We start from the raw sequence: 24,882 nt of genomic DNA, 5'->3' as shown, positions 1-24,882 counted from the left end.
GGTACGTCTTCGCGGCGCGCAGAGCAAATCTGCGCGCTCGGAGGGACGGCATCCGGCACGTACCGCACAGCCATTATCCACAACCCCCGCCATCCGCGATGCACAACACGCGCGCGTGTTTGCAAGGGCAGGTTGCCGTTCCCAGCCGCGATGACTACCGTGGCAACCGAAGTTATCCACAGGGGGCACGGCATATCCACCCCTACCCGAGCCCCCGTCCGGAGCGTCATGTCCTCACCTGCCCAGCCCGACGTTCCGATCTGGACCACGGTGCAGGAGCTCCTGGTGGATGACGACCGCGTCACCCCTCAGCTGCAGGGCTTCCTCAGCCTCGCGGTTCCTGCCGGCGTGATGTCGGCGACGCTCTACCTCGAAGTGCCGAACGATCTCACGGCCGCCCAGATCAACAAGCGTCTGCGTCTGCCGATCATGGAGGCGCTCTCCCACATCGGCGACGAGGTCACCTCGTACCGTGTGGTCGTCAACCACGAGCTCGCCGAGCAGCCGAACGAGCAGATGGCCGTCGCGGACTTCGGCAGGCACGAGCCCGTGCGCATCGAGTCTCCGATGGAGCAGCCGACGCAGCTGCGTCACGAATCGCGCCTCAACCCGAAGTACACCTTCGACAACTTCGTGATCGGTCAGTCCAACCGATTCGCACATGCTGCGGCGGTCGCCGTGGCCGAGGCTCCTGCCAAGGCCTACAACCCGCTCTTCATCTACGGGGACTCCGGGCTCGGCAAGACCCACCTGCTGCACGCGATCGGCGACTACGCCCAGTCTCTCTACGCCGGGGTGAAGGTCCGCTACGTCTCCAGCGAGGAATTCACGAACGACTTCATCAACTCGATCGCGAACAACCGCGGCGCTGCGTTCCAAGCCCGCTACCGCGACGTCGACATCCTCCTCATCGACGACATCCAGTTCCTGCAGGGTCGCGCCGAGACGCAGGAGGCGTTCTTCCACACCTTCAACACGCTGCACGATCACAACAAGCAGGTCGTGATCACGAGTGACGTGGCGCCGAAGCACCTGACCGGCTTCGAGGACCGGATGCGCAGCCGCTTCGAGTGGGGCCTCATCACCGATGTGCAGGCGCCCGACCTTGAGACCCGCATCGCGATCCTCCGCAAGAAGGCCCAGAGCGAGGCGCTGCACATCCCCGACGAGGTCCTCGAGTACATCGCCACGGTCGTCTCGTCCAACATCCGCGAGCTCGAGGGTGCCCTGATCCGCGTATCGGCCTTCGCGAGCCTGAACCGCTCGTCGCTCGACATCTCCCTCGCCCAGACGGTGCTCCGCGACATCATCGACACGGCCGAGGACAACATCATCTCGCCGACCGACATCATCACCGCGACCGCCGGCTACTTCAAGCTGACCGTCGACGACCTCTACGGCTCGAGTCGTTCGCAGCAGATCGCGACGGCACGTCAGATCGCCATGTACCTGTGCCGTGAGCGCACCAGCCTGTCTCTTCCGAAGATCGGACAGTTGTTCGGCAATCGCGATCACACCACGGTGATGTACGCCTACAAGAAGATCAGCGAGCTCATGAAGGAGCGTCGCTCGATCTACAACCAGGTCACCGAGATCACCACGCAGCTCGGCCGTCGCTGACCTGCAGCCCTCAAGAGGGGTCCTCCGCAACCGTCAGGTGTGCGGTGGACCCCTCTTTCTTCGTCACGACATGCCGATGCAGCATCCGATAAATGCTTCTATGCACATGTGGATAACTTGTGGATGACTGTGTTGCAGATCGGGACGAATGTGGGTTCTCGGACCAAACCTGTGGATAACTCCGGGAGGACAGCGAAGGGGCCGGATGCCCGGAACCCGCGGATTCCTCAGGGATTCCACAAGTGACAGCCGTGTAGTTCCTTACTCGCGACTACTATCCACCGAGTTATCCACAGAATCCACAGCGGTTAACACCGTTAAGGAGTTAAGTCTTTCAATGGGCGATCCGATCACCAGACGGTGGGGAGAACGGCCGACCGGATCCCAAAAGATCCGAGCGTAGGGATCGGCGTGGCTGTGGGGCTAGCATGGGAAGCCCTGCACTGGCAGGACCGAAGACGACGAGTCACAGAACGACGACAAGGGAGCACCCGTGAGGTTTCAGGTCAACCGCGATGTCTTCAGCGAGGCAGTGTCGTTCGTCGTCAAGCTGCTTCCCCAGCGCAATCCTCAGCCGATCCTCGCCGGTGTGCTGATCGAGGCAGAGGGCTCCGGCCTGACGCTCTCGGCATTCGACTACGAGGCATCCGCTCGGACGACCATCGAGGCGACGGTCGAGACAGCGGGCACGATCCTGGTCCACGGCCGTCTGCTGTCGGACATCGCCAGCAGGCTTCCGAACGCTCCGATCGAGATCGCCGTCGAGGACGACGGCGGCATCACGGTCACCTGCGGGTCTGCACGATTCACGCTCGCAGCCATGCCGGTCGAGGAATACCCGTCGATCCCCGAGGTCTCCGGATCCTCCGGCGTCGTCCCCGCCGACGACTTCGGCACCGCGATCGCCCAGGTCGGCTTCGCCGCCTCCCGCGACGATGTGACCCCGGTGCTCACCGGTGTGCAGCTCGCCGTGTCGGGTCAGAGCCTGAGCCTCGTCGCCACCGACCGCTACCGGGTGTCGATCCGCGACGTGCCGTGGGACGGCGAGGCTGTCGAAGCGACGGCACTGGTTCCCGCTCGTACGCTCGTCGAGGTCGGAAAGACCTTCGGCCACGCCGGCACCATCCAGATCGCGTTCTCGGGAGCGGGCGAGCGCGAGATCATCGCGTTCACGGCGGGCAACAAGACGGTCACGTCGCTGCTCATCAAGGGCAACTTCCCGCCCGTTCGCCGCCTGTTCCCCGAGCAGACCGAGCACTATGCGGTCGTGAACACCGCCGATCTTGTCGAGGCCGTGCGCCGTGTGTCGCTGGTGCTGGATCGCGCGGCTCCGCTGCGCTTCACCTTCACGAGCGACAGTGTGACGATGGATGCGTCCGGCAGCGAGCACGCCCGCGCGTCCGAGTCGGTCGATGCGATCCTCAACGGCGGCGAAGACGTGACGCTCGGCCTGAACCCGCAGTACCTGATCGAGGCTCTCGGTGCGGTGAAGAGCGAGTTCGTGCGCGTGACCTTCACCTCGAGCGACAACGCGAACAAGCTGAGCCCGGTGCTGATCACGAGCCAGACGTCGGTCGACCAGGCCGGTCTCGATTCGTTCAAGTACCTCCTGCAGCCCAACCTTCTCCTCCGCTGACCCTCGGTTCGAACCCTTCACCACGCTCAGGGACCCAGCCCACTCCCGTATCGCACGCAGTCGGCGAGCGAAGCGAGCCGCTGCCTCCCCCCTTTACCCCTCGCATCTCCCACGCGAAACCTCGAGATGCGCGAAACCTGAGGACGTCGGGATGCTCCCGGCGTGAGCATCGGGAGGGGCCCGCGCAGCGGGAGGGAACCCGCTCTGCGAACGAAGGGAGCATCCCGACGTCCGCCTCGACGCCATAGTGCTCACCCCGCAGACTGTCGGACCCCGAAGGTAGGCTGATCCCGTGATTGTGGAACACCTGAGCCTGGTCGATTTCCGCAATTACGCGACCGCCGAACTCTCCCTGCACCGCGGACCGAACGTGCTGGTCGGTCGCAACGGTCAGGGCAAGACGAATCTCGCCGAGGCTGTGGTCTTCCTGGCGACTCTGGGTTCTCATCGGGTGTCGTCGGATGCGCCGATGGTGCGCGATGGGCATGAGTTCGCGATCATCCGTGCTCGGCTCTCGCATGGGGAGCGCAAGGTGCTCATCGAGGTGCAGTTGAACCGGCAGGGGTCGAACAAGGCGCGCATCAACGGGTCGCCGTCGAAGGCGAACGAGCTGCCGCGGTACGCGCACGTGGTGCTGTTCGCTCCGGAGGATCTGCAGATCGTACGCGGCGATCCGTCGGCGCGGCGCCGTTTCGCGGATCAGCTGCTGATCCAGCGGACACCCCGCATGGCGGCGGTGCTCGCCGACTACGACCGGGTGCTGAAGCAGCGGAATGCGCTGCTGAAGTCGGCGCGGGCCCGCGGTATCCGCGGTGAGGGGCTGAGCACACTGGACGTGTGGGATGACAAGCTCGTCTCGCTGGGGTCCGAGATCATCGTGGCCCGACAGAGGCTGGCGGCTGATCTGCAGCAGCCGGTGGCCGATGCGTACGAGGCGATCGCGGGTGAGGATCACCGGCCGCAGCTGGAGTGGGCGCTGTCGGTGAGCGGGGCCGATCCGGAGGACGACGAGGCCGGTACGACGGATGCCGAAGACGACGCGCCCCGCGACAAGGTGAGCGAGACGCGCATCATCGCCGAGATGTTCCGGGCGTCGCTGGCGGCGAAGAGGTCGAACGAGCTCGACCGCGGCCTCACGCTCACCGGTCCGCACCGCGACGATCTGGTCCTGCGGGTGCGGGATCTTCCGGTGAAGGGGTACGCCTCGCACGGAGAGTCCTGGTCGATCGCCCTCGCTCTGCGGCTCGCCTCGGCCGAGCTGCTGCGCAGCGAATCGCCGGCCGGTGACCCGGTGCTCATCCTCGACGACGTCTTCGCCGAGCTCGATTCCGATCGTCGTCAGCGGCTCGCCTCGCTGACGGCGGCTTACGAGCAGGTGGTGGTCACGGCAGCGGTGGAGGAGGATATCCCCGAGGTGCTGCACGCGCACGTGGTGCGGATCAGTGCCGGAACGATCAGCGATGAGCGTGAGGCTCAGGATGCCGGTGGGGAGGGTGACGATGACTGACGCCGTGCCTGCCCCCGCGGCATCCGATGTTCCTGAGACGGTGGCGACGTATCTGCGTCTGCGCGGTCTGAAGCCGAGTTCCTCGTCGTGGAAGCGCAAGCGCCGCATCGTCGACGATGACGAGAACGCCCCGTTCACTCCGGGGCGCGACCCGGGTGCACTGGGCGCGGTGCTCGACCGCCTCAGCCGTGACTCCGGCTGGCAGACGACGCTGGCCCGTGAGGATCTGGTGCGCCAGTGGGCCGATCTCGCCGGCGCCGACACGGCGAAGCACTCGGAACCGGTCTCGCTCGAGCGCGGTCTGCTCACGGTGAAGTGCGATTCGACGGCCTGGGCGAAGAACCTCCAGTTCATGCGCGCGACGATCATCACCGAGATCACTCGTCGGTATCCGGATGCCGGTGTCGACAACCTGCGCTTCATCGGACCGGACGTCCCCTCCTGGAAATGGGGTCCCAGAGCCGTTCCAGGACGGGGCCCGCGCGATACCTACGGGTAGGACACCATCCGAGGGGTCTGAAACGCTCAGAGGCGCACACGCGGCCGCTGAGCCGCATATCGCGACGAATTCCCGCTAGAATGGGAGTTCGTGATACCGATGTGGAGAATGCCCTCTGATGACGCCTGAATCCCCCGCAGATGAGACGGAATCGACCAACGGAGGGACCCCCGAGAACGGGTCCGATCACCTGCATCAGCCCCTGTCCCCCAAGGTGAAGCAGCCGGGTGAGTACGGCGCCGACGAGATCCAGATCCTCGAGGGTCTCGAGGCCGTCCGCAAGCGCCCCGGCATGTACATCGGCTCGACGGGTCCACGCGGTCTGCACCACCTGGTCTACGAGATCGTCGACAACTCGGTCGATGAGGCTCTCGCCGGCTACTGCGACACCATCGGAGTGACGCTGCTCGACGACGGCGGGGTGCGCGTGGTCGACAACGGCCGCGGCATCCCGGTCGATCCGCACTCGTCCGACCCGAACAAGTCGACCGTCGAGGTCGTGCTCACGATCCTGCACGCGGGTGGAAAGTTCGGCGGCGGCGGGTACGCGGTCTCCGGCGGTCTGCACGGTGTCGGCTCCTCCGTCGTGAACGCCCTGTCGACCCGGTTCGAGGTCGACATCAAGCGTCAGGGCTACACGTGGCACCACAGCTTCGCGAACGGAGGCCACCCGCAGCAGGCTCTCGAGCGCGGTGCCGAGACCGATGAGACCGGAACCGACATCACGTTCTGGCCCGACCCGGCGATCTTCACCGAGGGCATCGACTTCGACTACGAGACGCTGCGCACCCGCTTCCAGCAGATGGCGTTCCTGAACAAGGGCCTCCGCATCGAGCTGCACGACGAGCGCTCCGGTCACACCGAGATCATCGAGGAGGAGGGCACGGGCGTCGAGAAGCAGCGCAGCGACGTCTTCCTCTACGAGCGCGGACTCGTCGACTACGTCGAGTACCTGAACAAGGTGCGTCACGCCGAGGTCGTCAACGAGGAGATCATCGCGTTCGAGTCGGAGGACACCGCGCGCAAGATCTCGCTCGAGGTCGCGATGCAGTGGACGACCTCGTACACCGAGAACGTCTTCACCTACGCGAACACGATCAACACGCACGAGGGTGGAACCCACGAAGAGGGATTCCGCGCGGCACTGACGACTCTCGTCAACAAGTACGCCCGCGCGAACAACCTGCTCAAGGAGAAGGACGACAACCTCTCCGGTGACGATGTGCGCGAGGGCCTGACCGCGGTGATCTCGATCAAGCTCGGCGAGCCGCAGTTCGAGGGGCAGACGAAGACCAAGCTGGGCAACACCGAGGCCAAGGCGTTCGTGCAGAAGATCGTCGGCGATCAGCTCGGCGACTGGTTCGAGCGCAACCCGAGCCAGGCGAAGAACGTGATCCGCAAGGCGATCGATGCGGCGACCGCTCGCATGGCCGCCCGCAAAGCGCGCGAGACGGCCCGACGCAAGAGCGTCTTCGAGTCGGCGGCGATGCCGGACAAGCTCAAGGACTGCACGAGCAAGGACCCGTCGATCAGCGAGATCTTCCTCGTGGAGGGTGACTCGGCCGGCGGTTCCGCCGTGCAGGGACGCGACCCGCACACGCAGGCCATCCTGGCCCTCCGCGGCAAGATCCTCAACGTGGAACGCGCCCGCCTCGACAAGGCGCTGGGCAACAAAGAGGTTCAGGCCATGATCCAGGCCTTCGGCACCGGAATCGGCGAGGACTTCGACATCGAGAAGGCGCGGTATCACAAGATCGTGCTGATGGCGGATGCCGACGTCGACGGTCAGCACATCACCACGCTGCTGCTCACGCTGCTCTTCCGCTACATGCGCGGACTCATCGAGGCCGGATTCGTCTACCTCGCGATGCCGCCGCTGTACCGCCTGAAGTGGTCGAACTCCGCTCACGAGTACGTCTTCAGCGATGCCGAGCGCGACGCCCTGCTGAAGTACGGGCTCGACAACGGCAAGCGGATCCCGAAGGATGCCGGCATCCAGCGTTACAAGGGTCTCGGTGAGATGAACCCCAAGGAGCTGTGGGAGACCACGATGGATCACAGCACGCGGACGCTCCAGCAGATCACCATCGAGGATGCCGCTGCGGCGGACGAGATCTTCAGCGTGCTGATGGGCGAGGACGTCGAGTCGCGCCGCGGCTTCATCCAGCGCAACGCCAAGGACGTCCGCTTCCTCGACATCTAGTGGAGACCGGGGTCCCTGAACTCGTCGACGGGACCCGGATGCTTCGTCAAGCTCAGCAACCAGGAAATGACTCATGACTGAAGAAGAACGCCCCGAGCCGGCGCACGACCACGGCAAGATCGACCAGGTCGACCTGCAGTCGGAGATGCAGCGCAGCTATCTCGACTATGCGATGGCCGTCATCGTCGGCCGTGCCCTGCCCGACGTCCGCGATGGTCTCAAGCCCGTGCACCGCCGCGTGATCTACGGCATGTACGACGGCGGGTTCCGCCCCGACAAGTCGTTCTCGAAGTGCGCCCGTGTGGTCGGCGAGGTCATGGGTCAGTACCACCCGCACGGCGACTCGGCGATCTACGACGCGCTCGTGCGTCTCGTGCAGCCGTGGTCCCTGCGCTACCCGCTGGCCCTCGGCCAGGGCAACTTCGGTTCGCCCGGCAACATGGGTGCTGCGGCCCCGCGTTACACCGAGACCAAGATGGCCCCGCTCGCGCTCGAGATGGTGCGCGACATCGAAGAAGACACCGTCGACTTCCAGGACAACTACGACGGTCAGACCCAGGAGCCGACGGTCCTCCCGGCGCGCTTCCCGAACCTGCTCGTCAACGGCTCGGTCGGTATTGCGGTCGGTATGGCCACCAACATCCCGCCGCACAACCTGCGCGAGGTGTCGGAGGCCGCGCTCTGGGCGCTCGACAACGCGAACATCTCGCGCGAGGAGCTGCTCGAAGGACTGATCCAGCGCATCCCGGGCCCGGACTTCCCGACCGGCGCGCAGATCCTCGGCACCAAGGGCATCCAGGAGGCGTACCGCACGGGTCGTGGCTCGATCACGATGCGCGCGGTCGTCGGCGTCGAGGAGATCCAGGGACGCACGTGCCTCGTGATCACCGAGCTGCCGTACCAGGTCAATCCCGACAACGTGGCGGTGAAGATCGGCGACCTCGCCCGTGACGGCAAGATCACCGGCATCGCCGACATCCGCGATGAGTCGTCCGACCGTACGGGCCAGCGCCTGGTCGTCGTGCTCAAGCGGGATGCCGTCGCCAAGGTCGTGCTGAACAACCTGTACAAGCACACACAGCTGCAGGAGAACTTCGGCGCGAACATGCTCGCGATCGTCGACGGCGTGCCCCGCACACTCGCGATCGACGGCTTCGTCTCGTACTGGATCACCCACCAGATCGAGGTCATCGTCCGGCGTACGCAGTACCGCCTCAACGAGGCCGAGAAGCGCATGCACATCCTGCGCGGCTACCTCAAGGCGCTCGACGCGCTCGACGAGGTCATCGCGCTCATCCGCCGATCGCAGACCACGCAGGAGGCGAACGAGGGTTTGCAGAAGCTCCTCGACATCGACGAGATCCAGGCCGACGCGATCCTGCAGATGCAGCTGCGTCGTCTGGCCGCCCTCGAGCGCCAGAAGATCATCGATCAGGCGACCGAGCTCGAGGCGCAGATCACCGACTACAAGGCGATCCTCGCCGACGAGGGGCGTCAGCGCACGATCATCCGCGAGGAGCTCACGGCGATCGTCGACCGCTTCGGAGACGAGCGCCGCACGCACATCCTGCACGGCTTCGACGGCGACGTCTCGATGGAAGACCTCATCGCCGAGGAGGAGATGGTCGTCACCGTCACGCGCGACGGCTACATCAAGCGCACGCGCAGCGACAACTACCGCTCGCAGCACCGCGGTGGCAAGGGCATCAAGGGCGCGCAGCTGCGGGCGGACGACATCGTCGAGCACTTCTTCGTCACGACGACGCACCACTGGCTGCTGTTCTTCACCGACAAGGGCCGCGTGTATCGCGCGAAGACCTACGAGGTGCCCGAGGCCGGACGCGACGCGAAGGGCACGCACGTCGCGAACCTGCTGGCGCTGCAGCCCGACGAGAGCATCGCGCAGGTGCTCGACATCCGCGACTACGCCGTCGCCGAGTACCTGGTACTCGCGACCCGCGAGGGCCTGGTGAAGAAGACGCGCCTCGACGCGTACGACACCAACCGTCAGGGCGGCGTCATCGCGATCCGTCTGAACGACGAGGATGAGCTGGTCAGCGCACTGCTGGTCGATGCATCCGACGACATCCTCCTCATCAGCCGCCGCGGCATGTCCGTGCGGTTCGAGGCGACCGACGCGGCCCTCCGTCCGATGGGTCGCGCGACGGCCGGCGTGCGGGGCATGAAGTTCAAGATCGAGGGCGACAGCCTGCTCTCGGCATCCTTCGCCGCACCCGGAAAATTCGTGTTCATCGTCACCGACGCGGGGTACGCGAAGCGCACCGCCGTGGAGGAGTATCGCGTGCAGGGACGCGGCGGAACGGGCATCAAGGTCGCCAAGCTGAACGACGATCGGGGCACCCTCGCGGGCGGTCTGATCGTCTCGGAGGACGACGAGGTCTTGGTGGTTCTGTCCAGCGGCAAGGTGGTACGCTCTGCCGTGGCCGAGGTGCCCGCCAAGGGCCGAGACACCATGGGAGTGGTGTTCGCACGGACGTCGGAAGCCGACCGGATCCTCGCCATCGCCCGCAATGGCGAGCGGGGCCTCGCCGAGGAAGAGGAATCGGCGGAGGTGGATGCGGAATCCGCAGCCGAAGCCCCCGAGACGACACAGACCCCTGAGGAAAGCACGGACGAATGAGCACGGTAGCCGACAAGCTGGCGAAGAAGTCCACACGGAAGACCGGCGGCAAGCAGGTCCGCCTGCGTCTGGTGTACGTGGACTTCTGGTCGGCGGTGAAGCTGTCGTTCCTCGGAGCGGTCGCCCTCGCGGTCGTCACCATGGTCTCGTTCTTCCTGATCTTCCTGGTGCTCCAGGCGACGATCATGGCGTCGGCCAGTGAATTCGTGGCCAAGTTCTCGGATGGCACCATCGTGCTCACCGAGGTCGTCGGCCTGCCGCAGGTGATGGCTTTCGCCGCCGTCGTCGCGATCCTCAACCTGATCGTCTTCACCGTTCTCGGCGCCGTGATCGCCGGTATCTACAACCTTGCCGTGAAGGTGACCGGCGGACTGCTGGTCGGCTTCATGTCGAACTGACCTGACTCCTCGAAGGGGCGGATGCTGCGGCATCCGCCCCTTCGTCGTTCCCTCCTCGGCTTTCGAATCGCGCAAATGGGTGTCCCAAGGCCCCGAAACTCCCCATTCAAGCGATTCGAAACGCCAGAGGGCGTTCGGGAAAACCCGAACGCAGGTGTCCGGATGACTCCGTGTCGGCGCGGGGGACGCGTGCGTACCTTGGAACCATGACGACACACACTGCGCCCCCGCCGACGGCCGTGGCCGCGAAGCCGCCGCTGCGCGTCTTCCTCACGATCCTGCATCTCGCAGGCGTCGGCGTTATCGGCGGCTTCATCTTCACCACCCTCGGCGGCCTTCTCGGCACCGGCCTCGGTCTTCTCTTCGCCGCGGGTATCGGCGTCGTCCTGCTCGTCGGCCTGGTCTATGCGCTGTTCGGAGTCGGCTGGTTCGAGGTCGCACGGATCGGAGCGCTCTACCGCACGCCGATCGCGCCGCTGCGGCTGCGTCCCCGCGAGCGCCCCGGCTTCGTCGGCTGGCTGCGTTCACTCGGTCGCCAGGCGATCGACGGACGCATGTGGCGGGCGGTCGCGAACTTCGCCATCGCCGCGATCCTCGGATGGATCGTCCTCCGCCTCGCGTGGAGCTTCGTCTGGTCGGCCTTCATCGCCTTCGCACCGTTCACCGGGGCGGAGTTCGTGATGGGTCCCTTCGGCGGCGGAGGAATCGCCGTCGAGTGGGCACCGCTGGTCGGCATCCTCGGCATCGCGGCATCCGGGTTCGGGATCTTCGGTCTCGCCCTGCTGCACCGCACTCTGTCCCTCGCCATCGTGGTCCGCAGCCGGGAGGCCGAGCTGACCGAGCGCGTCCGCACGACGACCGCGCAGCGGGCCGGAGCGGTGCGGGCGGCAGATGTCGAGCGCACCCGCATCGAACGCGACCTGCATGACGGCGTGCAGCCGCGACTGGTCTCGGTCGGCATGACCCTCGGCCTCGCCCAGCAGAGAGATCGACAACGATCCGGATGCCGCGAAGGAGCTCATCGCGGAGGCGCACACCTCCACGAAGGCGGCCATCACCGAACTGCGCCAGCTCGCCCGCGGCATCCACGCCTCGGTGCTCGACGACCGCGGTCTGGATGCGGCGCTCTCCGCCCTCGCCGGCCGCTCCCACATCCCCGTGCATCTCGACGTGCGCATGGATGGGCGCTGCAGCCGCGAGGCGGAAGCCGCCGTGTACTTCGCCATCGCGGAGTCGCTCACCAATGCGGCGAAGCACTCCCGGGCCAGTGAGGCTCGCGTGATGGTGCGACTTCGAGAGGGCAACGTGCTCTGGGCTCGCGTCGAGGACAACGGGATGGGCGGCGCACAGGTGCAGCCCGGCGGCGGCCTCGACGGCATCGCGAACCGCACCCTCGCTGCCGGCGGCACGTTCCGTCTCGACAGCCCCGTCGGCGGACCGACGTCGCTGGAGGTGAACGTGCCATGCGCATCCTGATCTGCGAGGACTCCGTCCTGCTGCGCGAAGGCCTCGTCCGGCTCCTCGAAGATGCCGGTCACCAGGTGGTGGCCGCGCTTCCCGACACGACGGGACTCGGCGACGCGGTCACAGAGACCGATCCCGAGCTCTGCATCCTCGACGTGCGGCTCCCCCCGACCTTCACGGACGAGGGCATCCGCGCGGCGCTCGGCCTGCGGCAGACGCATCCGTCGCTCGCGATCCTGGTTCTCTCTCAGTACGTCGAGGAGCGCTACGCGTCGGACCTGATCGCGGCGCAGGGCGGCCCGCTCGGCTACCTGCTCAAGGATCGTGTCGCGGATGTCGCCGAGTTCCTCGCCTCGGTGCAGCGGATCTCCGAAGGCGCCACGGTGCTCGACCCCGAGGTCGTCGCCCAGCTGCTCACGCGGCGGAACCGTGACGATCGGATGCTGCGGCTCACCGAGCGCGAGCGCACGGTGCTGGCGCTGATCGCGGAGGGCAAGTCGAACCAGGCGATCGCCGGGCTGCTCTTCCTCTCCGAGGCGAGCGTCGAGAAGCACATCACCTCCATCTTCCAGAAGCTGGGGTTCGAGCAGGGCGAGTCGGGTAACCGTCGCGTGCTCGCAGCCCTCGCCCACATCGAGAACACCGGCGGGCCCACCCCGCCGGCCGGCCCGACAGGAGCGTCACGATGACGAACGAACAGAACGACTTCGCGGGCGGTCACACTCCGCTCACTCCCCCGCCCGCCGACGCCGCTGCGTCGGCGACGCCGGATGCCGATCCCTGGACCGCCGAGCCGGTCGAGACGTCGCGCACCGCGGGTCCCGACGCTGCCCCGCGATCGTCCGGCGTGAATGCCATCATGATCGTCACGGCCGTGGTCGGCGGCATCGCTCTCGTGGGCTCCGGTGGCACTGCGGCGCTGGCGGCGACCGGCAACCTCATGGGCGCCGGCCGTCCCGACGCCGTGCAGACGGTCGAGGTCGACGGCATCGACACGATCGACCTGGATGTCGACGGCAGCAACATGCGCATCGAGTTCGGCGACGTCGACGAGGCGGAACTCTCGATCACGAACGCGCGAGGCCCTGCGTGGACGTTCGAGCGCGAGGGTGACGAGCTGGTCGTGCACGGCCCGGAGTCGTCGTGGGGCTGGTGGTTCGGCAACTGGTTCGGCGACGAGGAGATCGCCGTGCTCACCCTGCCCGAGAGCTTGAGCGGAGAGGGGCTCGACGGCGACCTCAACCTCGATGCGGGGAGTCTCGAGGTCGAAGGCGACTACGGTCACCTCGATGTCGAGGTCAGTGCCGGGTCTCTCGACGTGAACGGATCGGCGGACAGCCTCGACATGCAGATGAACGCCGGTCGCGCCGATGTCCTGCTCGACGGCGTCGACGATGCCGTGCTCGGAGTCTCGGCGGGATCGCTCGATGTCGAGCTGACGGGCACGCCGCCGTCGACGACGACCATCGATGTCAGCGCCGGATCCCTCGATCTGACGGTGCCCGACGTCGGCTATACCTTGACGCAGGACATCAGCGCCGGATCCCTCGACGCGAAGATCGAGCAGTCCGGAACCGGGAAGCGGTCGATCGATGTGAGTCTCTCCGCGGGAAGCGTGAACATCCGCCCGGGGAACTGACCGGACCCGAGCGCGGGGGCTGCACGTGAGCCCCCGCGCTCGATTCGGATTTTCCGCCTTTCTCCGGTAAAGTCTTGGAGGTTGACGGGGCTATAGCTCAGGCGGTTAGAGCGCTTCACTGATAATGAAGAGGTCCCAGGTTCAAGTCCTGGTAGCCCCACCCTGCAACTCAAGAAAAACCCTCACGGGGCCTTAGCTCAGTTGGTAGAGCGCCTGCTTTGCAAGCAGGATGTCAGGAGTTCGAATCTCCTAGGCTCCACAGTTTCACGGAGGCCCCGCATCGTTCGGGGCCTCCGTCGTATCCGCCTCAGAGCGCGGGACCGCGGATGATCCGCACCGGGCCGCGTGCCTCCTCGATCCGTACCGGTTCGCCCTTCTGCGTCACGACGACCTCGTCGCGCGCGGCGAGGTCGGCGGCGACCCGGCGCACATCGTCCATCCGCGATCGCCATGACTCGCCGCCGATCGCACGCGCCACGTCGCTCGGGCAGATCGATGACTCGCTCCGCTTGCGGGTGAGAGCACGCATCGCCGCCGCGGCTCGTTCCTCGAACGCGGCATCCGTCGGCTCCTCCCACCAGGGTGCACCGCGCTCGCCGAGTGCGGTCTTCGCGTCGTGCACCCGCCGGCGCGCATCAGGCTCGTCGGACTTCACCGCACGCCGCGCCGCCATCAGCTCGTCGACGAGCTCCTGGCGGAAGGTGTCGGGGATCGCCGGGTCTGTCGCGCGCCAACGGCGTCCGTTCACGGTGATGTGGTGGCCGTCGGCCGTGCGCTCCGGTCCCTCGTCGGTCCCGGATCCGCGTTCGGTCGTCGTCATGAGTGCAGTCTGGTCCGGCTCCCGCCGCCGGCGAAGGGTCTTGACGAATGGCGCAGCAGTCTCGTCTTCGTTCCGGTCGCGATAAGGCAGGCATCCGTCGCCAGGATAAGTGCCTTTTCGCGACCGGAACGGTCAATGGGTGTGGGTGTGCTCGGTGGCGGTTGTCGGCTCCCAGAGTGACAGGGCGGTGATCCACGACGCGTCACCCCATCCGCGATGCGACTGCACAGCGCGGTAGACGGTGCCCTGATGCTGCACGAGGTCTCCGATGGAGTACACGCCTGTCGCGGACCACGGCGCGATCCCCTCGACCGGATCGACCGGATCGACCGGATCGACCGGGTCGACCGGGTCCACCGGATCGATCGGGTCCACCGGGTCGACGGGGTCGACCGGGTCCACTGCTCCCCCGCCGCGGATGTCGATGTCGATGGTGTTGTAGAACGCGTTCTGCGTGTCGGCGATGTCCCAGACCGCGTAGATCACGTGGTATCCCTTGTGGTCGGCCGGGATGTTCAGCGTGTGCACGGTCGGAACGGCGGGGATCGCCCCGCCCCCGTCGAAGCTCGTCAGCGGCTCGAGGTCGGCACGCTCGAGCTCATCGTTCTGGTCCCAGCCCTGCTTCGTGATGAAGTAGCGCCACTCGGAGGTGCGGTGCCCGGCGGTCAGCGACCACGCGACCTGCACCGGTCCCGCTTGCACGACGTTCTTGGCCCATCGCGTCGACGACTGCTCATCGAGGGTGCCGCCGAAGAGTCCGCCAGCCGACGCGAGCTTTCCGTCGGCGGGCCCCGCCGCCGGGAAGCCCTTCGGCGCCTCGAGGCTCTGCGGCTCGTACTGCACCGCGCCGCGGTCGGCGTTCGCCGTCCAGGCCGCGCGCGAGATGAGCGACGATGAAGTGCCGCCGACATAACCATGGGCGGATGCGGGGGATGCGGGGGCCACGAGCATGCCGGCGGCGGCGAGGGCCACCACCCCGAGCGCGGCGAATCCGGTTCTGGAAAGAGATGTCATGCATCCATTCCTACGACATTTCTGCACCCCGACCATGATCGACCCGGAATGCTGGTTGTCGCGTCATGAAAGGCCCACGGATCGGTCCGCGGGAGACTCAGCCCGCGACCACCAGCTCGTGAGGCGCCACGTTGAGTCGCTCGCAGCCGGCAGCCGTGACCACCACGATGTCCTCGATGCGCGCGCCCCACTGGCCGGCGAAGTAGATCCCCGGCTCGATGCTGAACGCCATGCCCTCGCGCAGCACCAGGTCGTTGCCCGGTGCGATGTATGGCTCCTCGTGCACCGAGACTCCGATGCCGTGGCCGGTACGGTGCAGGAATGCGTCTCCCAGGCCCGCGTCGGCGAGCACCGTACGCGCCGCCGCATCCACGGCGGATGCCGTCACGCCAGGCCGCACCGCGTCGACGGCGGCCTGCTGCGCCCGCACGAGCACCGCGATCCGCTCAGCCGCCACCGGATCGGGAGTGCCGACGACGTAGGTGCGCGTGCTGTCGGAGTTGTAGCCCGTCGGCACGGCTCCCCCGATGTCGACCACGACGATGTCGCCGTCTTCGATGACCCGGTCGGAGACCTCGTGGTGCGGGTCGGCGCCGTTCGGGCCGGAGCCGACGATCACGAACTCGACCGTGTGGTGGCCCTCCGCCACGATCGCTTCGGCGATGTCGGCGGCGACCTCGCGTTCGGTGCGTCCGGCACGCAACCAGCCCGGCACGCCGCGGTGCACGCGGTCGATCGCCTCGCCCGCGCGACGGAGCTCGGCGATCTCGGTGGCGTCCTTGATCATCCGTCCTTCGCGCAGCACCGGGGTGGCGAGCTCGAGCCGCATGCCGAAGCGCTCACCGATCGGGATCACGTGCAGAGCCGGGAGCGCATCCGAGACTCCGAGTCGCGCGACCGCGCCGACCGCCGCGGCGACCAGGTCGTATGGGTCCTCCCCGTCGACCCAGTCGCTCACGCCGAGGCCGAGTTCGCCGACGGCCGTCGACCGCACCTTCGCGAGCTCCATGCGCGGCACGATGATCGTCGGCGCGATGCCGGGGCCGAGCACCAACGCGGTCAGGCGTTCGATGGTGTCGCCTTCGACGCCGACGAGGTACTGCAGATCCGGGCCGGGACCGACGATGATCGCGTCGAGACCGGCATCCGTCGCCAGGGCGACAGCGTGTTCGAGGCGGGCGGCGTACACGGCAGAGGGGAACGGCAGGATGCTCACGGCGTCCACGCTACTGCGCGATTCCGACGCTGTCTCCGCCCTTCCAGCCGGACCCCCTCCGGTCAGCTGATCGCGAGACGAATCCGCTCCGAGAGGAGCTTCCTGTTCGCAGATGTCAGTTCCAGCACCGCGTAGGCGGTCGGCCACATGGTGCCGTCGTCGAGGTTCGAGATCGGCTCGAAGCCGAAGGTGCCGTAGCGCACCTTGAACTTGCTCGCCGGCTGGAAGAAGCACAGGACCTTGCCGTCCTTGCCCCAGCCCGGCATGCCGTAATAGGTGCGCGGCATGAGGTCGGGGGCGACCTCCATGACCAGCTCGTGCAGGCTCGTGGCCAGCTTCTTGTCGTTCTCGTCAGGCAGCTTCGCGATCGCCTCCATCAGGTCGGCCTCACCGGCGGCGCGCTGCTCCTCCGGCGTCTTCTTCGCCCGCGAGCGCTTCGCCTTCGCTTCCTTCGCTGCGGCCTGCATGGCCTCGCGCTCTTCGGCGGTGAAGTTCTTCGTGTCCTCAGCCATGACCGTTCCTCTCGTTCGTGTCCGGATGCTGTTCTTCAGCGTAGGGAGGCGTCACCGCGCCGGCTTCTCGATTCCTGACCGATCATCCGTATGCCGCGAGGAGGAACGCCAGCTCCGTCGTCCACGCGGTCTTGCGCCGCTCGACGCGTGGGTCGGTGCGGAGGATCTCGTACCGGCCGGCCCAGGCACCGGATGCCGGGTTGGCGTCGAAGCTCCGCTCCGAGTCGTCGACCCAGCCGAGCAGCATCCGATTCGCCTGCAGCGAGCTGCCGCGATAGGCGAGGATCGCGTACTCGCCGGCCGGCATCGTCCCGGCCGTCACTCGCCCGGCGCCCTCTGCGACCACGCCGGCCACGCCGACCTCGATGTCCATGTCGGCCGCCATGTCGACCACATGCAGCCGCAGGTAGAACGGGCCTTCGGCCTGCACACCGCGGTCGTCCAGCCACGAGAAGAGCTCGGCGAGGAGGCGATCGCGAGTTGCGAGCATGCCGCGGAACGGAGTGACCAGACGGATGCCGACGGTCGGCACCGAGCTTCGGCGCTCGATACGGGGACCGTCGACGACTTCGAAGACCATCTGCCCATGATCCCGCTCCGGCGAGACGCCGTCCAGTGCCTGCCACCGAGCGGAATCGGAGAGACCATTGTGCGCGAGACCCACCTCGGCGGCACGCGACTGGTGTGATCGACGAACAGCAGGATGCCGCGCTGCGGATAGTGTGAGTCGCATGGATCTGCGTGTCGCGGCATACGCAGTCGTCACCGATGACGGCGGGCGGCTGCTGCTCGCGCGCTGGACCGAGGGGCGGCGCGTGGCCTGGACCATGCCGGGCGGCGGGCTGGAGCCCGGCGAGGACCCGGAGGATGCCGTGCGGCGCGAGCTCCGCGAAGAGACCGGCTACACGGTCAAGGTCGGCGAGCTCCTCGGCATCCACTCCCGGGTGATTCCCGCCGGGCGGCGCGTGCAGAAGGCCGCCGTTCCGCTGCACACGCTGCGCATCCTCTACCGCGCCGAGGTCACCGGCGGCAAGCTGCGCTTCGAGACCGAGGGTTCCACCGACATGGCGGAGTGGTTCCCCCTGAAGGCGGTGGCCGATCTGCAGCGAGTCAAGCTCGTCGACATCGCGATCCGCATGGCCGGCCTCGCCTGACGCTTCGTCAAGCTCAGCGACCCCGGGTTGCGTCAGGCGCGCGGCTGCTCGGGGACGGAGATGTCGGCGACTGTCGCGCCGTATGCCGCGATCAGGTCGTCGGCCTCGACGAACAGACTGAAGCCGTGCGCCCCCGCACCCATCGCGATGCGCTGACCCACGATCGACTCATCGGCGTAGATCGGCCAGTCGGTGGTGCTGCCGATCGGCACGATGGTGCCGCGTTCGTACCCGGTGGCGGCGAGTGCCAGCTCGGGTTCCGGCAGGCGTAGCTTGTTCACGCCCACCAGGGTGCGAAGCTTCGGCCACGAGATCGACCGGCCACCCGGGATGAGGGCGAACAGATAAGTGTCATCGGACCGCTTCACGACGAGCGTCTTCACGATGCTCGATGGGGGGATGCCGAGCAGCTCGGCCGCCTCGAACAGACTGTTCGCCGCAGGTCGCTGCTGGATGTCGATGGTCAGGCCGCGCGCTGCGGCGGCCTCCCGCACCCGGACATGCTGATCCCCTCCGGCACCAGGGGCGACGGAGGGGAGATCAGATGCGGTCACGCGTCGGGAGCAGAGAGCGGGTCGTCTGCAACCCAGAGCTCGTCGTCAGCGCGGAGCGCCTGCCACGCGGCGTAGAGCACGCCGACCGCGGCGGCGGCGCCGAGGATGATCGCGACGACGGAACCGAGGCCCGGTCCGGACTTCTGCTTCTTGCCGAACGCACCACGGGGCGCGGGGACCGCGGTGCCGTGACGCTTGGCGTTCGCGAAGTCCCAGGCGGTGAGGGCACTGCCCACGACACCACCGACGATGGGGACGACCTTGTCGTCGACGACGTGGCGACCGATCCTCACACCGCGGTCGACGACCGGGGCGAGACGACGGTTGTACGTGTCCTGAACGACAGGGAGCACCTGCTCGCGACCGAGGTCACCGAGCTGACGGCTGGCCTCGCGAGCGACATCGGCGGCGTGGCCGACGACTTCCTGCTGCGACTCCCAGAGCTGGGTGGCGTCCTTCTGCAGACGACGCAGTTGCTTCTTCCGCTTGCGGCTGAGGCTCACGATGTTCTCCTGTCCATTGCAGTGCGGGTTCCCCATCTTGCCAGAAGAGGCTGGGCGGGGGTCGGGAAATCACGAACCCTTGCAAACTTCCGACACGCGATGTACGGTGCCTGCCGCCCTCTCGCGGCGGTCACGACGGGCGAACTCCCCGGAAGCTCTGAGAGAATGGAGGCATGGCCCACGCTTCCCACGTCGCAACCCTGCACACCAACCACGGTGACATCGTCATCAACCTCTTCGGCGACCACGCCCCGAAGACGGTCAAGAACTTCGTCGGCCTCGCCGACGGCACCCAGGAGTGGACGCACCCCGCCACCGGCAAGCCGGGCGAGGGCGCGCTGTACAAGGACGTCATCTTCCACCGCATCATCCCGAACTTCATGATCCAGGGCGGCGACCCGCTCGGACAGGGCGTCGGAGGCCCCGGCTACAACTTCGACGACGAGATCAACATGGAGCTCGACTTCAACAAGCCGTACATCCTCGCGATGGCGAACGCCGGCCTCCGTCGCAACGCCATCACCGGCAAGCCCGAGGGCACCAACGGCTCGCAGTTCTTCATCACCACTGACCCGACGCCGTGGCTTCAGGGCAAGCACACGATCTTCGGCGAGGTCGCGGACGACGCCTCTCGCGCCGTCGTCGACGCGATCGCCGCCGTCCCGACCGCTGCGGGCGACCGTCCGGTCGAGCCGGTCGTGCTGCAGTCGATCGACATCGTCGCGGCCTGACGACAGCTGCGGCCGATCCGGATGACGACGCCTGAGTTCGCGGACAACCGCGACAACTTCTGCTACCGGCATCCGGATCGGCAGAGCTTCGTGCTCTGCCAGCGGTGTCTGCGCACGATCTGCGGAGAGTGCCAGACGCCCGCACCCGTCGGGGTGATCTGCCCCGAGTGCATGAAGGCCGAGCGCAAGAACCGCACCCCCGCGCAGAAGAAGGCGGAGCGTCGATGGGGAGGCCGGAGCTCCGGCGCCGCCATGGCGATGACCCGCGGCGGCAAGCCCATCGTCACCTATGTGCTGCTTGCGGTGACCTCGTTCATCGGCCTGGTGCAGCTCATCCCCGGACTCGACGGTCCCATCAGGCAGGCGCTTGCCTTCAACGCCGCCTACCTCTATCCCGACCTCTCGCTCCTCCCGTTCGAACCGTGGCGTCTGCTCACCGCGATGTTCGTGCACGGCGGCTTCTTCCACCTGGCGCTGAACATGCTCGCCCTGTGGATGCTGGGGCAGAACCTCGAACCCCTGCTCGGTCGCGCGCGTTTCATCGCGCTGTACCTGATCAGCGGACTGGGTGGTTCCGTCGCGGTCGCCGTCATCGCGCCCGAGACCTCGACGGTGGGGGCATCCGGAGCGATCTTCGGCTTGATGGCCGCGCTCCTCATCGTCGGACGGCACATCGGCGCGAACGTCACGGGGCTGCTCGTGATCCTCGGCGTCAACTTCGCCCTGGGGTTCTTCCTGCGGAACATCGCCTGGCAGGCCCACCTCGGGGGCGCGGTCATCGGCGCGCTGATCGCCTTCATCTTCACGCGCACGAAGCGGCGCGAGCAACGTGTCTGGCAGATCGTCCTGCTCGCGGTCGTCACCGTCGCGCTGCTCATCCTCGTCGCCTTCGTGCCACCGCTCATCATTTTGGCCTGATCGCCACTTGTTAACAGGGTTTTCGACCCCTGTGAATAACACCGGTGTAATTCTCCCCAGGCTGTGCACAAACCTGTGGATAACTTTGCGACGACCGGCATCCGACCCCGTGTGGGCAAGAAGAAAGGCCCCCCGCTGAGCGAGGGGCCTTCAAAGAAGCGGAGCTGGGTCAGCGCCAGCGCGTGGTCATCAGGAAGCCGATCAGGGCGATGCCGAGGCCGATGGCCAGGTTCCAGTTGTCGAGTCCCGGGATCGGGAACTGCATGCCGGAGATGTAGAAGACCAGGATCCACGCGAGACCGAGCAGCATGAAGCCGATCATCACGGGCTTGAACCATACGGCGTTGGGAGCGGCGTCGCCTTCGGCGCGCTCGACGACGGGTTCTTCGGTTCTACGCTCACGGGCCATTCCGACATTCTACCCATGAGGCCTCTGCGCACCCATACCTTCGTCCAGCGACCAGCTGCGAGCGATAGGATCACGCCATGACTGCATCCGTCGCGCCTGGGGGGCGTCGTCCCCGACGCGAGCGTCCGCGATCCCGCGCGACCTTCGCGAGCGTGCTCGGCGAACTGCTCCTCACCGCCGGCGTGCTCGTGCTGCTGTTCGTGGCGTGGCAGATGTGGATCGGCGACATCATCATCAGCGCACAGAAGAACGATGAAGGCGCGGCGATCTCCGAGGAGTGGGCAAGAGGGCCTGCGCCGGAACCGCCGCCGCTGGTGGAGGCCGACGACGGCGCGACCTACTACGAGCCCGTCATCCCGAAGGTGCCCGCCGACGCGGAGCAACTGGGACAGATGCACATCCCCCGCTTCGGTGCCGGCTACAACTACGGCATCTACGGCGGCACGAGCCGCGCCCGGACCCTCGATCAGAAGGGCATCGGCGTCTACACCGACTCGAAGATGCCCGGCGAGGTCGGCAACTTCTCGATGGCCGGCCACCGCACGACCTGGGGCAAGCCCTTCAACCAGCTCGACAAGCTCCAGCTGAACGACGCGATCGTCGTGGAGACGCCCGACGGGTGGTTCACCTATCGCTTCCGGACGCTCGAGTACGTCAAGCCCTCGCAGACCGACGTGCTCGCCGACGTGCCGCAGATGCCCGAGCAGCAGACCGGAGAGCGGTACATCACCCTGACGGCCTGCTCGCCGCTGTACTCGCTCGCCGAGCGCATCGTCGCCTACGGCGTGTTCGAGAGCTTCCAGCCGCGCGCGGAGGGACCGCCCGCCGCGCTGACTGATCCGCCGCCGCCCCCGGCCGCACCCTCCGTGTAGTCATGCGCACCGACGAGAGAGAAGTCTGATGTACGCCGCAATCTGGCGCCTGCTGCCCGGCCCCTGGTGGCTGCGCCTGCTCATCGTGCTCGTGGTCATCGCCGCCGTGCTCTACGGACTGTTCTGGTACGTCTTCCCCTGGGTCAGCCCGATCATCACGCCGGGCGAAGTCGACGTCGAATGACGCGAGTTCTCGTGGTCGACAACCACGACAGCTTCGTGCACACCCTGGTCGGCTACCTGCGCGAGCTCGGCGCCGAGACCACCATGATCGAGTCGGACACGACGGATGCCGCCGAGCTGGAGCGTCTTCTCCCTGACTACGACGCGGTGCTGCTTTCCCCGGGTCCCGGCACGCCCGGTGAAGCGGGCGCATCGCTCGACGCGGTTCGCGTGGCCGCCCGGCTGCGCATCCCGCTGCTCGGGGTGTGCCTCGGGCATCAGGCGATCGGCGAGGCGTTCGGCACACCCGTCGGTGAAGCCCCGGAGCTCATGCACGGCATGGTCTCGGCGGTGACCCACGACGGCTCGGCGCTGTTCGCCGGCATCCCCTCGCCGTTCGAAGCCGGGCGGTACCACTCGCTCGCGCTGCCGGCATCCGCTCTTCCCGCCGACGTCACGGTGACCGCGTGGACCGGCACCGGGACGGTCATGGCGCTGGCGCACCGTGACCTGCCGATACTCGGGGTGCAGTTCCACCCCGAGAGCGTGCTCACCGAGGGCGGCTACCGACTGCTGGCGAACTGGCTCGAGCTCTGCGGCGACACCGATGCGGTCGTGCTCTCCGAGCGGTTGCATCCGCTCTCCCGCTGACAGGCGGCAGGTGGGGCGGGCCTGGGATCTACTCCCCGGTGCAGAACCTCAGCCCGACGGTCGAGCCGATCGCCACATCGCCGGGTGCGACCGACATCGAGTCGACTGTCGGCGGATCGGTGGCCGGGCAGTCCGCCTGCTCCTCCGGGCTCGCCGTGAGGCCGAGATCGGTGAGGTTCGTGGTCGCGGCATCCACCGTCCAGCCGGAGAGATCGGTGAGCGTCACCTTCCCGCTCGCGACGACCAGATTGATCACGGTCTTCGGGGCCACTTCGTCGTCGGCTTTCTCGCTCGCCGAGATCACGGTGTCGGCCGCGAGTTCCTTGTCGTTGCGCTCGATGACGGTACCGAGTTCGAGTCCGGCATCCGCCAGCGCCTTCTTGGCGTTGACGAGCGACATGCCTTCGAGCTTCGGGACGGTCACCGTCTCCGCACCCGAGGAGACGTACACGGTGACCGCGTCGCCCTCCTCGACCGCCACACCGACTCCGGGATCCGTGCGGATCACGTTGCCGTCGGCGATGTCGGAGCTCGCCTCGACGATGAGCGTGGCGGTCAGGTCGAGCTCGGCGAGTTCGTCCTGGGCGCGCTCGGCCGAGACGTTCACGAGATCGGGGATGGTGCGAGACGTGCTGGGCACCTCGGACGGCTGGAGGCTGATCGTGTACACCCAGAACAGGACCGAGGCGAGCAGCACGGCGAGCAGAGCGACACCGGCCCAGATCCATGCGACCGGCGGGCCGGACTGCGTGCGGGACATCGTGGTGTCGGTGCTGAGCTGGCGCAGTGACCGCGCCGTCTCCTGCGCCTGCCGCGGGCTGGGCCCGTAGAGCTCACTGGTCAGCGCGCCGACCTGCTTGCGGGTCGGCGCGGCGCCCGTGAGAGCCGAGTCGAGCGCGGCCCGGAAGTGCGCGGCATCCGGGAACCGCTGATAGGGATCCTTCGCGAGAGCCCGCAGCACGATCGGGTCGAGCGCGCCCGGGGCGTCTTCGTTCACCTCGGTCGGCGCGACCGGTGTCTCGCTGACGTGCTGGTAGGCGACGGCGACCGGAGACTCCCCACGGAACGGCTGACGCCCCGTGAGCAGCTCGTAGAGCACGACGCCTGTGGAGTAGAGGTCGGCACGCGCATCGACGGGTTCGCCCTTGGCCTGCTCCGGCGAGAAGTACGCGGCGGTGCCGATGATCTGCGTCGTCTCGGCCACGGTGGAGGAGGAGTCGGACACCGCGCGGGCGATGCCGAAGTCCATCACCTTGACCTGGCCCTTGTCGGTGACCATGACGTTGCCCGGCTTGATGTCGCGGTGCACGACGCCCGCCCGATGCGAGTAGTCGAGCGCCTCGAGGATGCCGTCGACGTAGCGCACCGCATCTTCCACGGGCACGGGGCCCCGGGCGATGATGTCCTTCAGAAGGGTGCCTCTGATGAGCTCCATCACGATGTACGGTGGCTCCGTGTCGGACGCGACTCCTCCTGCGGAGGGTGCGGACGGATCGCCGGCGTCGAAGACGCGGACGATCGACGGATGCGACATGCGCGAGGCGGCCTGCGCCTCGAGCCGGAACCGGGTGCGGAACGCCGTGTCGCGGGCCAGGTCGGGATCGAGGATCTTGATCGCGACCTCACGGCCGAGCGTCAAGTCATGCCCGCGGTACACCTTCGCCATGCCGCCGTGCCCGATGAGCTCGTCGACGCGGTAACGACCCGCGAGAACGCGTGGCTCTGTGGACACGGACTAACCCCCCTTGCAACGACAGTG

Annotated in this window: 26 protein-coding genes and 2 tRNA genes; 19 read left to right on the top strand and 9 right to left on the bottom strand. The window is 67.2% G+C overall.

Annotation, left to right across the window (positions count from 1 at the left end):
- Positions 1–150: 150 nt before the first annotated feature.
- The 13 genes from dnaA to QFZ21_RS12490 all read left to right on the top strand — a co-directional run bounded on the left by dnaA (position 151) and on the right by QFZ21_RS12490 (position 13,866).
- Positions 151–1,620 carry a chromosomal replication initiator protein DnaA gene (gene dnaA / locus QFZ21_RS12545; RefSeq protein WP_373426019.1) on the top strand — a complete coding sequence of 490 codons (1,470 nt, stop codon included), beginning with the start codon at positions 151–153 and terminating at the stop codon, positions 1,618–1,620.
- A 493-nt stretch (positions 1,621–2,113) separates the two neighbouring features.
- On the top strand, positions 2,114–3,256 hold the full coding sequence (dnaN, locus tag QFZ21_RS12540; RefSeq protein ID WP_307378302.1) for a DNA polymerase III subunit beta: 1,143 nt from the start codon (positions 2,114–2,116) through the stop codon (positions 3,254–3,256).
- A 292-nt stretch (positions 3,257–3,548) separates the two neighbouring features.
- Positions 3,549–4,763, top strand: a complete 1,215-nt coding sequence (gene recF, locus QFZ21_RS12535) for a DNA replication/repair protein RecF (RefSeq protein ID WP_307378300.1) — start codon at positions 3,549–3,551, stop codon at positions 4,761–4,763.
- Complete coding sequence (locus tag QFZ21_RS12530) at positions 4,756–5,262, top strand: DUF721 domain-containing protein (RefSeq protein WP_307378298.1); 507 nt, start codon at positions 4,756–4,758, stop codon at positions 5,260–5,262. Before recF ends, QFZ21_RS12530 begins: the two co-directional genes overlap by 8 nt.
- A gap of 118 nt (positions 5,263–5,380) precedes the next feature.
- Positions 5,381–7,465 carry a DNA topoisomerase (ATP-hydrolyzing) subunit B gene (gene gyrB / locus QFZ21_RS12525; RefSeq protein WP_307378297.1) on the top strand — a complete coding sequence of 695 codons (2,085 nt, stop codon included), beginning with the start codon at positions 5,381–5,383 and terminating at the stop codon, positions 7,463–7,465.
- Positions 7,466–7,538: 73 nt separating this feature from the next.
- Positions 7,539–10,106, top strand: a complete 2,568-nt coding sequence (gene gyrA, locus QFZ21_RS12520) for a DNA gyrase subunit A (RefSeq protein ID WP_307378295.1) — start codon at positions 7,539–7,541, stop codon at positions 10,104–10,106.
- The gene (locus QFZ21_RS12515) at positions 10,103–10,504 is read left to right on the top strand and encodes a DUF3566 domain-containing protein (RefSeq protein WP_307378294.1); all 402 of its coding nucleotides are present in this window, start codon (positions 10,103–10,105) and stop codon (positions 10,502–10,504) included. The genes gyrA and QFZ21_RS12515 overlap by 4 nt, the downstream gene beginning before the upstream one ends.
- 206 nt (positions 10,505–10,710) lie before the next feature.
- Positions 10,711–11,775: a histidine kinase gene (locus QFZ21_RS12510; protein ID WP_373426018.1), complete on the top strand. Its 1,065-nt coding sequence runs from the start codon at positions 10,711–10,713 to the stop codon at positions 11,773–11,775.
- Positions 11,776–11,785: 10 nt separating this feature from the next.
- Positions 11,786–11,980: a hypothetical protein gene (locus QFZ21_RS21105; RefSeq protein WP_373426017.1), complete on the top strand. Its 195-nt coding sequence runs from the start codon at positions 11,786–11,788 to the stop codon at positions 11,978–11,980.
- Positions 11,968–12,657 carry a response regulator transcription factor gene (locus tag QFZ21_RS12505; protein WP_307378292.1) on the top strand — a complete coding sequence of 230 codons (690 nt, stop codon included), beginning with the start codon at positions 11,968–11,970 and terminating at the stop codon, positions 12,655–12,657. The genes QFZ21_RS21105 and QFZ21_RS12505 overlap by 13 nt, the downstream gene beginning before the upstream one ends.
- A complete protein-coding gene (locus QFZ21_RS12500; protein ID WP_307378290.1) occupies positions 12,654–13,607 on the top strand; it encodes a DUF4097 family beta strand repeat-containing protein in 954 nt (317 codons plus the stop codon). Before QFZ21_RS12505 ends, QFZ21_RS12500 begins: the two co-directional genes overlap by 4 nt.
- Positions 13,608–13,693: 86 nt before the next feature.
- Positions 13,694–13,767 (top strand) — tRNA-Ile (locus QFZ21_RS12495).
- A 26-nt stretch (positions 13,768–13,793) separates the two neighbouring features.
- Positions 13,794–13,866 (top strand) — tRNA-Ala (locus QFZ21_RS12490).
- Positions 13,867–13,914: 48 nt separating this feature from the next.
- Here the strand turns inward: QFZ21_RS12490 and QFZ21_RS12485 are convergent.
- The 5 genes from QFZ21_RS12485 to QFZ21_RS12465 all read right to left on the bottom strand — a co-directional run bounded on the left by QFZ21_RS12485 (position 13,915) and on the right by QFZ21_RS12465 (position 17,902).
- The gene (locus QFZ21_RS12485) at positions 13,915–14,427 is read right to left on the bottom strand and encodes a DUF3253 domain-containing protein (RefSeq protein WP_307378288.1); all 513 of its coding nucleotides are present in this window, start codon (positions 14,425–14,427) and stop codon (positions 13,915–13,917) included.
- A gap of 132 nt (positions 14,428–14,559) precedes the next feature.
- Positions 14,560–15,441 carry a lytic polysaccharide monooxygenase gene (locus QFZ21_RS12480; RefSeq protein ID WP_307378285.1) on the bottom strand — a complete coding sequence of 294 codons (882 nt, stop codon included), beginning with the start codon at positions 15,439–15,441 and terminating at the stop codon, positions 14,560–14,562.
- Positions 15,442–15,538: 97 nt separating this feature from the next.
- The gene (locus QFZ21_RS12475; protein WP_307378283.1) at positions 15,539–16,657 is read right to left on the bottom strand and encodes a Xaa-Pro peptidase family protein; all 1,119 of its coding nucleotides are present in this window, start codon (positions 16,655–16,657) and stop codon (positions 15,539–15,541) included.
- Between the two features lie 62 nt (positions 16,658–16,719).
- Complete coding sequence (locus tag QFZ21_RS12470) at positions 16,720–17,169, bottom strand: hypothetical protein (protein WP_307378282.1); 450 nt, start codon at positions 17,167–17,169, stop codon at positions 16,720–16,722.
- Positions 17,170–17,251: 82 nt separating this feature from the next.
- Entirely contained in the window at positions 17,252–17,902 is a 651-nt protein-coding gene (locus QFZ21_RS12465) for a GyrI-like domain-containing protein (protein WP_307378280.1), read from the bottom strand.
- On the opposite strand from QFZ21_RS12465, the gene QFZ21_RS12460 reads away from it, so the two are divergent.
- Positions 17,901–18,323 (top strand): NUDIX hydrolase, encoded by a 423-nt coding sequence (locus tag QFZ21_RS12460; protein ID WP_307378278.1) that lies wholly within the window; start codon positions 17,901–17,903, stop codon positions 18,321–18,323. The genes QFZ21_RS12465 and QFZ21_RS12460 overlap by 2 nt on opposite strands.
- A 32-nt stretch (positions 18,324–18,355) precedes the next feature.
- On the opposite strand, the gene QFZ21_RS12455 is transcribed toward QFZ21_RS12460, so the two are convergent.
- Positions 18,356–18,817 (bottom strand): aminoacyl-tRNA deacylase, encoded by a 462-nt coding sequence (locus QFZ21_RS12455; RefSeq protein ID WP_307381302.1) that lies wholly within the window; start codon positions 18,815–18,817, stop codon positions 18,356–18,358.
- 56 nt (positions 18,818–18,873) lie between these two features.
- Positions 18,874–19,380, bottom strand: coding sequence for a DNA helicase (locus QFZ21_RS12450; protein WP_307378276.1), 507 nt, complete (start codon positions 19,378–19,380; stop codon positions 18,874–18,876).
- A gap of 173 nt (positions 19,381–19,553) precedes the next feature.
- On the opposite strand from QFZ21_RS12450, the gene QFZ21_RS12445 reads away from it, so the two are divergent.
- Both QFZ21_RS12445 and QFZ21_RS12440 read left to right on the top strand, forming a co-directional pair.
- On the top strand, positions 19,554–20,111 hold the full coding sequence (locus QFZ21_RS12445; RefSeq protein WP_307378274.1) for a peptidylprolyl isomerase: 558 nt from the start codon (positions 19,554–19,556) through the stop codon (positions 20,109–20,111).
- 21 nt (positions 20,112–20,132) lie between these two features.
- On the top strand, positions 20,133–21,029 hold the full coding sequence (locus QFZ21_RS12440) for a rhomboid family intramembrane serine protease (protein ID WP_307378272.1): 897 nt from the start codon (positions 20,133–20,135) through the stop codon (positions 21,027–21,029).
- Positions 21,030–21,198: 169 nt separating this feature from the next.
- Here the strand turns inward: QFZ21_RS12440 and QFZ21_RS12435 are convergent, their stop codons facing one another.
- Positions 21,199–21,438, bottom strand: coding sequence for a cell division protein CrgA (locus QFZ21_RS12435; protein WP_307378270.1), 240 nt, complete (start codon positions 21,436–21,438; stop codon positions 21,199–21,201).
- A 77-nt stretch (positions 21,439–21,515) separates the two neighbouring features.
- Here QFZ21_RS12435 and QFZ21_RS12430 point away from each other — a divergent pair, with 77 nt between their 5' ends.
- Genes QFZ21_RS12430 through QFZ21_RS12420 form a run of 3 tightly spaced genes read left to right on the top strand, consistent with a single transcriptional unit; the run spans position 21,516 to position 23,123 of the window.
- On the top strand, positions 21,516–22,310 hold the full coding sequence (locus QFZ21_RS12430) for a class E sortase (RefSeq protein WP_307378268.1): 795 nt from the start codon (positions 21,516–21,518) through the stop codon (positions 22,308–22,310).
- Positions 22,311–22,338: 28 nt separating this feature from the next.
- Complete coding sequence (locus QFZ21_RS12425) at positions 22,339–22,494, top strand: hypothetical protein (protein ID WP_307378266.1); 156 nt, start codon at positions 22,339–22,341, stop codon at positions 22,492–22,494.
- Complete coding sequence (locus QFZ21_RS12420) at positions 22,491–23,123, top strand: aminodeoxychorismate/anthranilate synthase component II (RefSeq protein ID WP_307378264.1); 633 nt, start codon at positions 22,491–22,493, stop codon at positions 23,121–23,123. The genes QFZ21_RS12425 and QFZ21_RS12420 overlap by 4 nt, the downstream gene beginning before the upstream one ends.
- Positions 23,124–23,151: 28 nt before the next feature.
- On the opposite strand, the gene pknB is transcribed toward QFZ21_RS12420, so the two are convergent.
- Positions 23,152–24,855 (bottom strand): Stk1 family PASTA domain-containing Ser/Thr kinase, encoded by a 1,704-nt coding sequence (pknB, locus tag QFZ21_RS12415; RefSeq protein ID WP_307378262.1) that lies wholly within the window; start codon positions 24,853–24,855, stop codon positions 23,152–23,154.
- Between the last annotated feature and the right edge of the window lie 27 nt (positions 24,856–24,882).

The sequence above is a fragment of the Microbacterium sp. W4I20 genome, from assembly GCF_030816505.1.
Taxonomy (GTDB): domain Bacteria; phylum Actinomycetota; class Actinomycetes; order Actinomycetales; family Microbacteriaceae; genus Microbacterium.
Note: the sequence above shows the minus strand (reverse complement) of the source record. Positions and strands in the feature narration are given on the sequence as shown.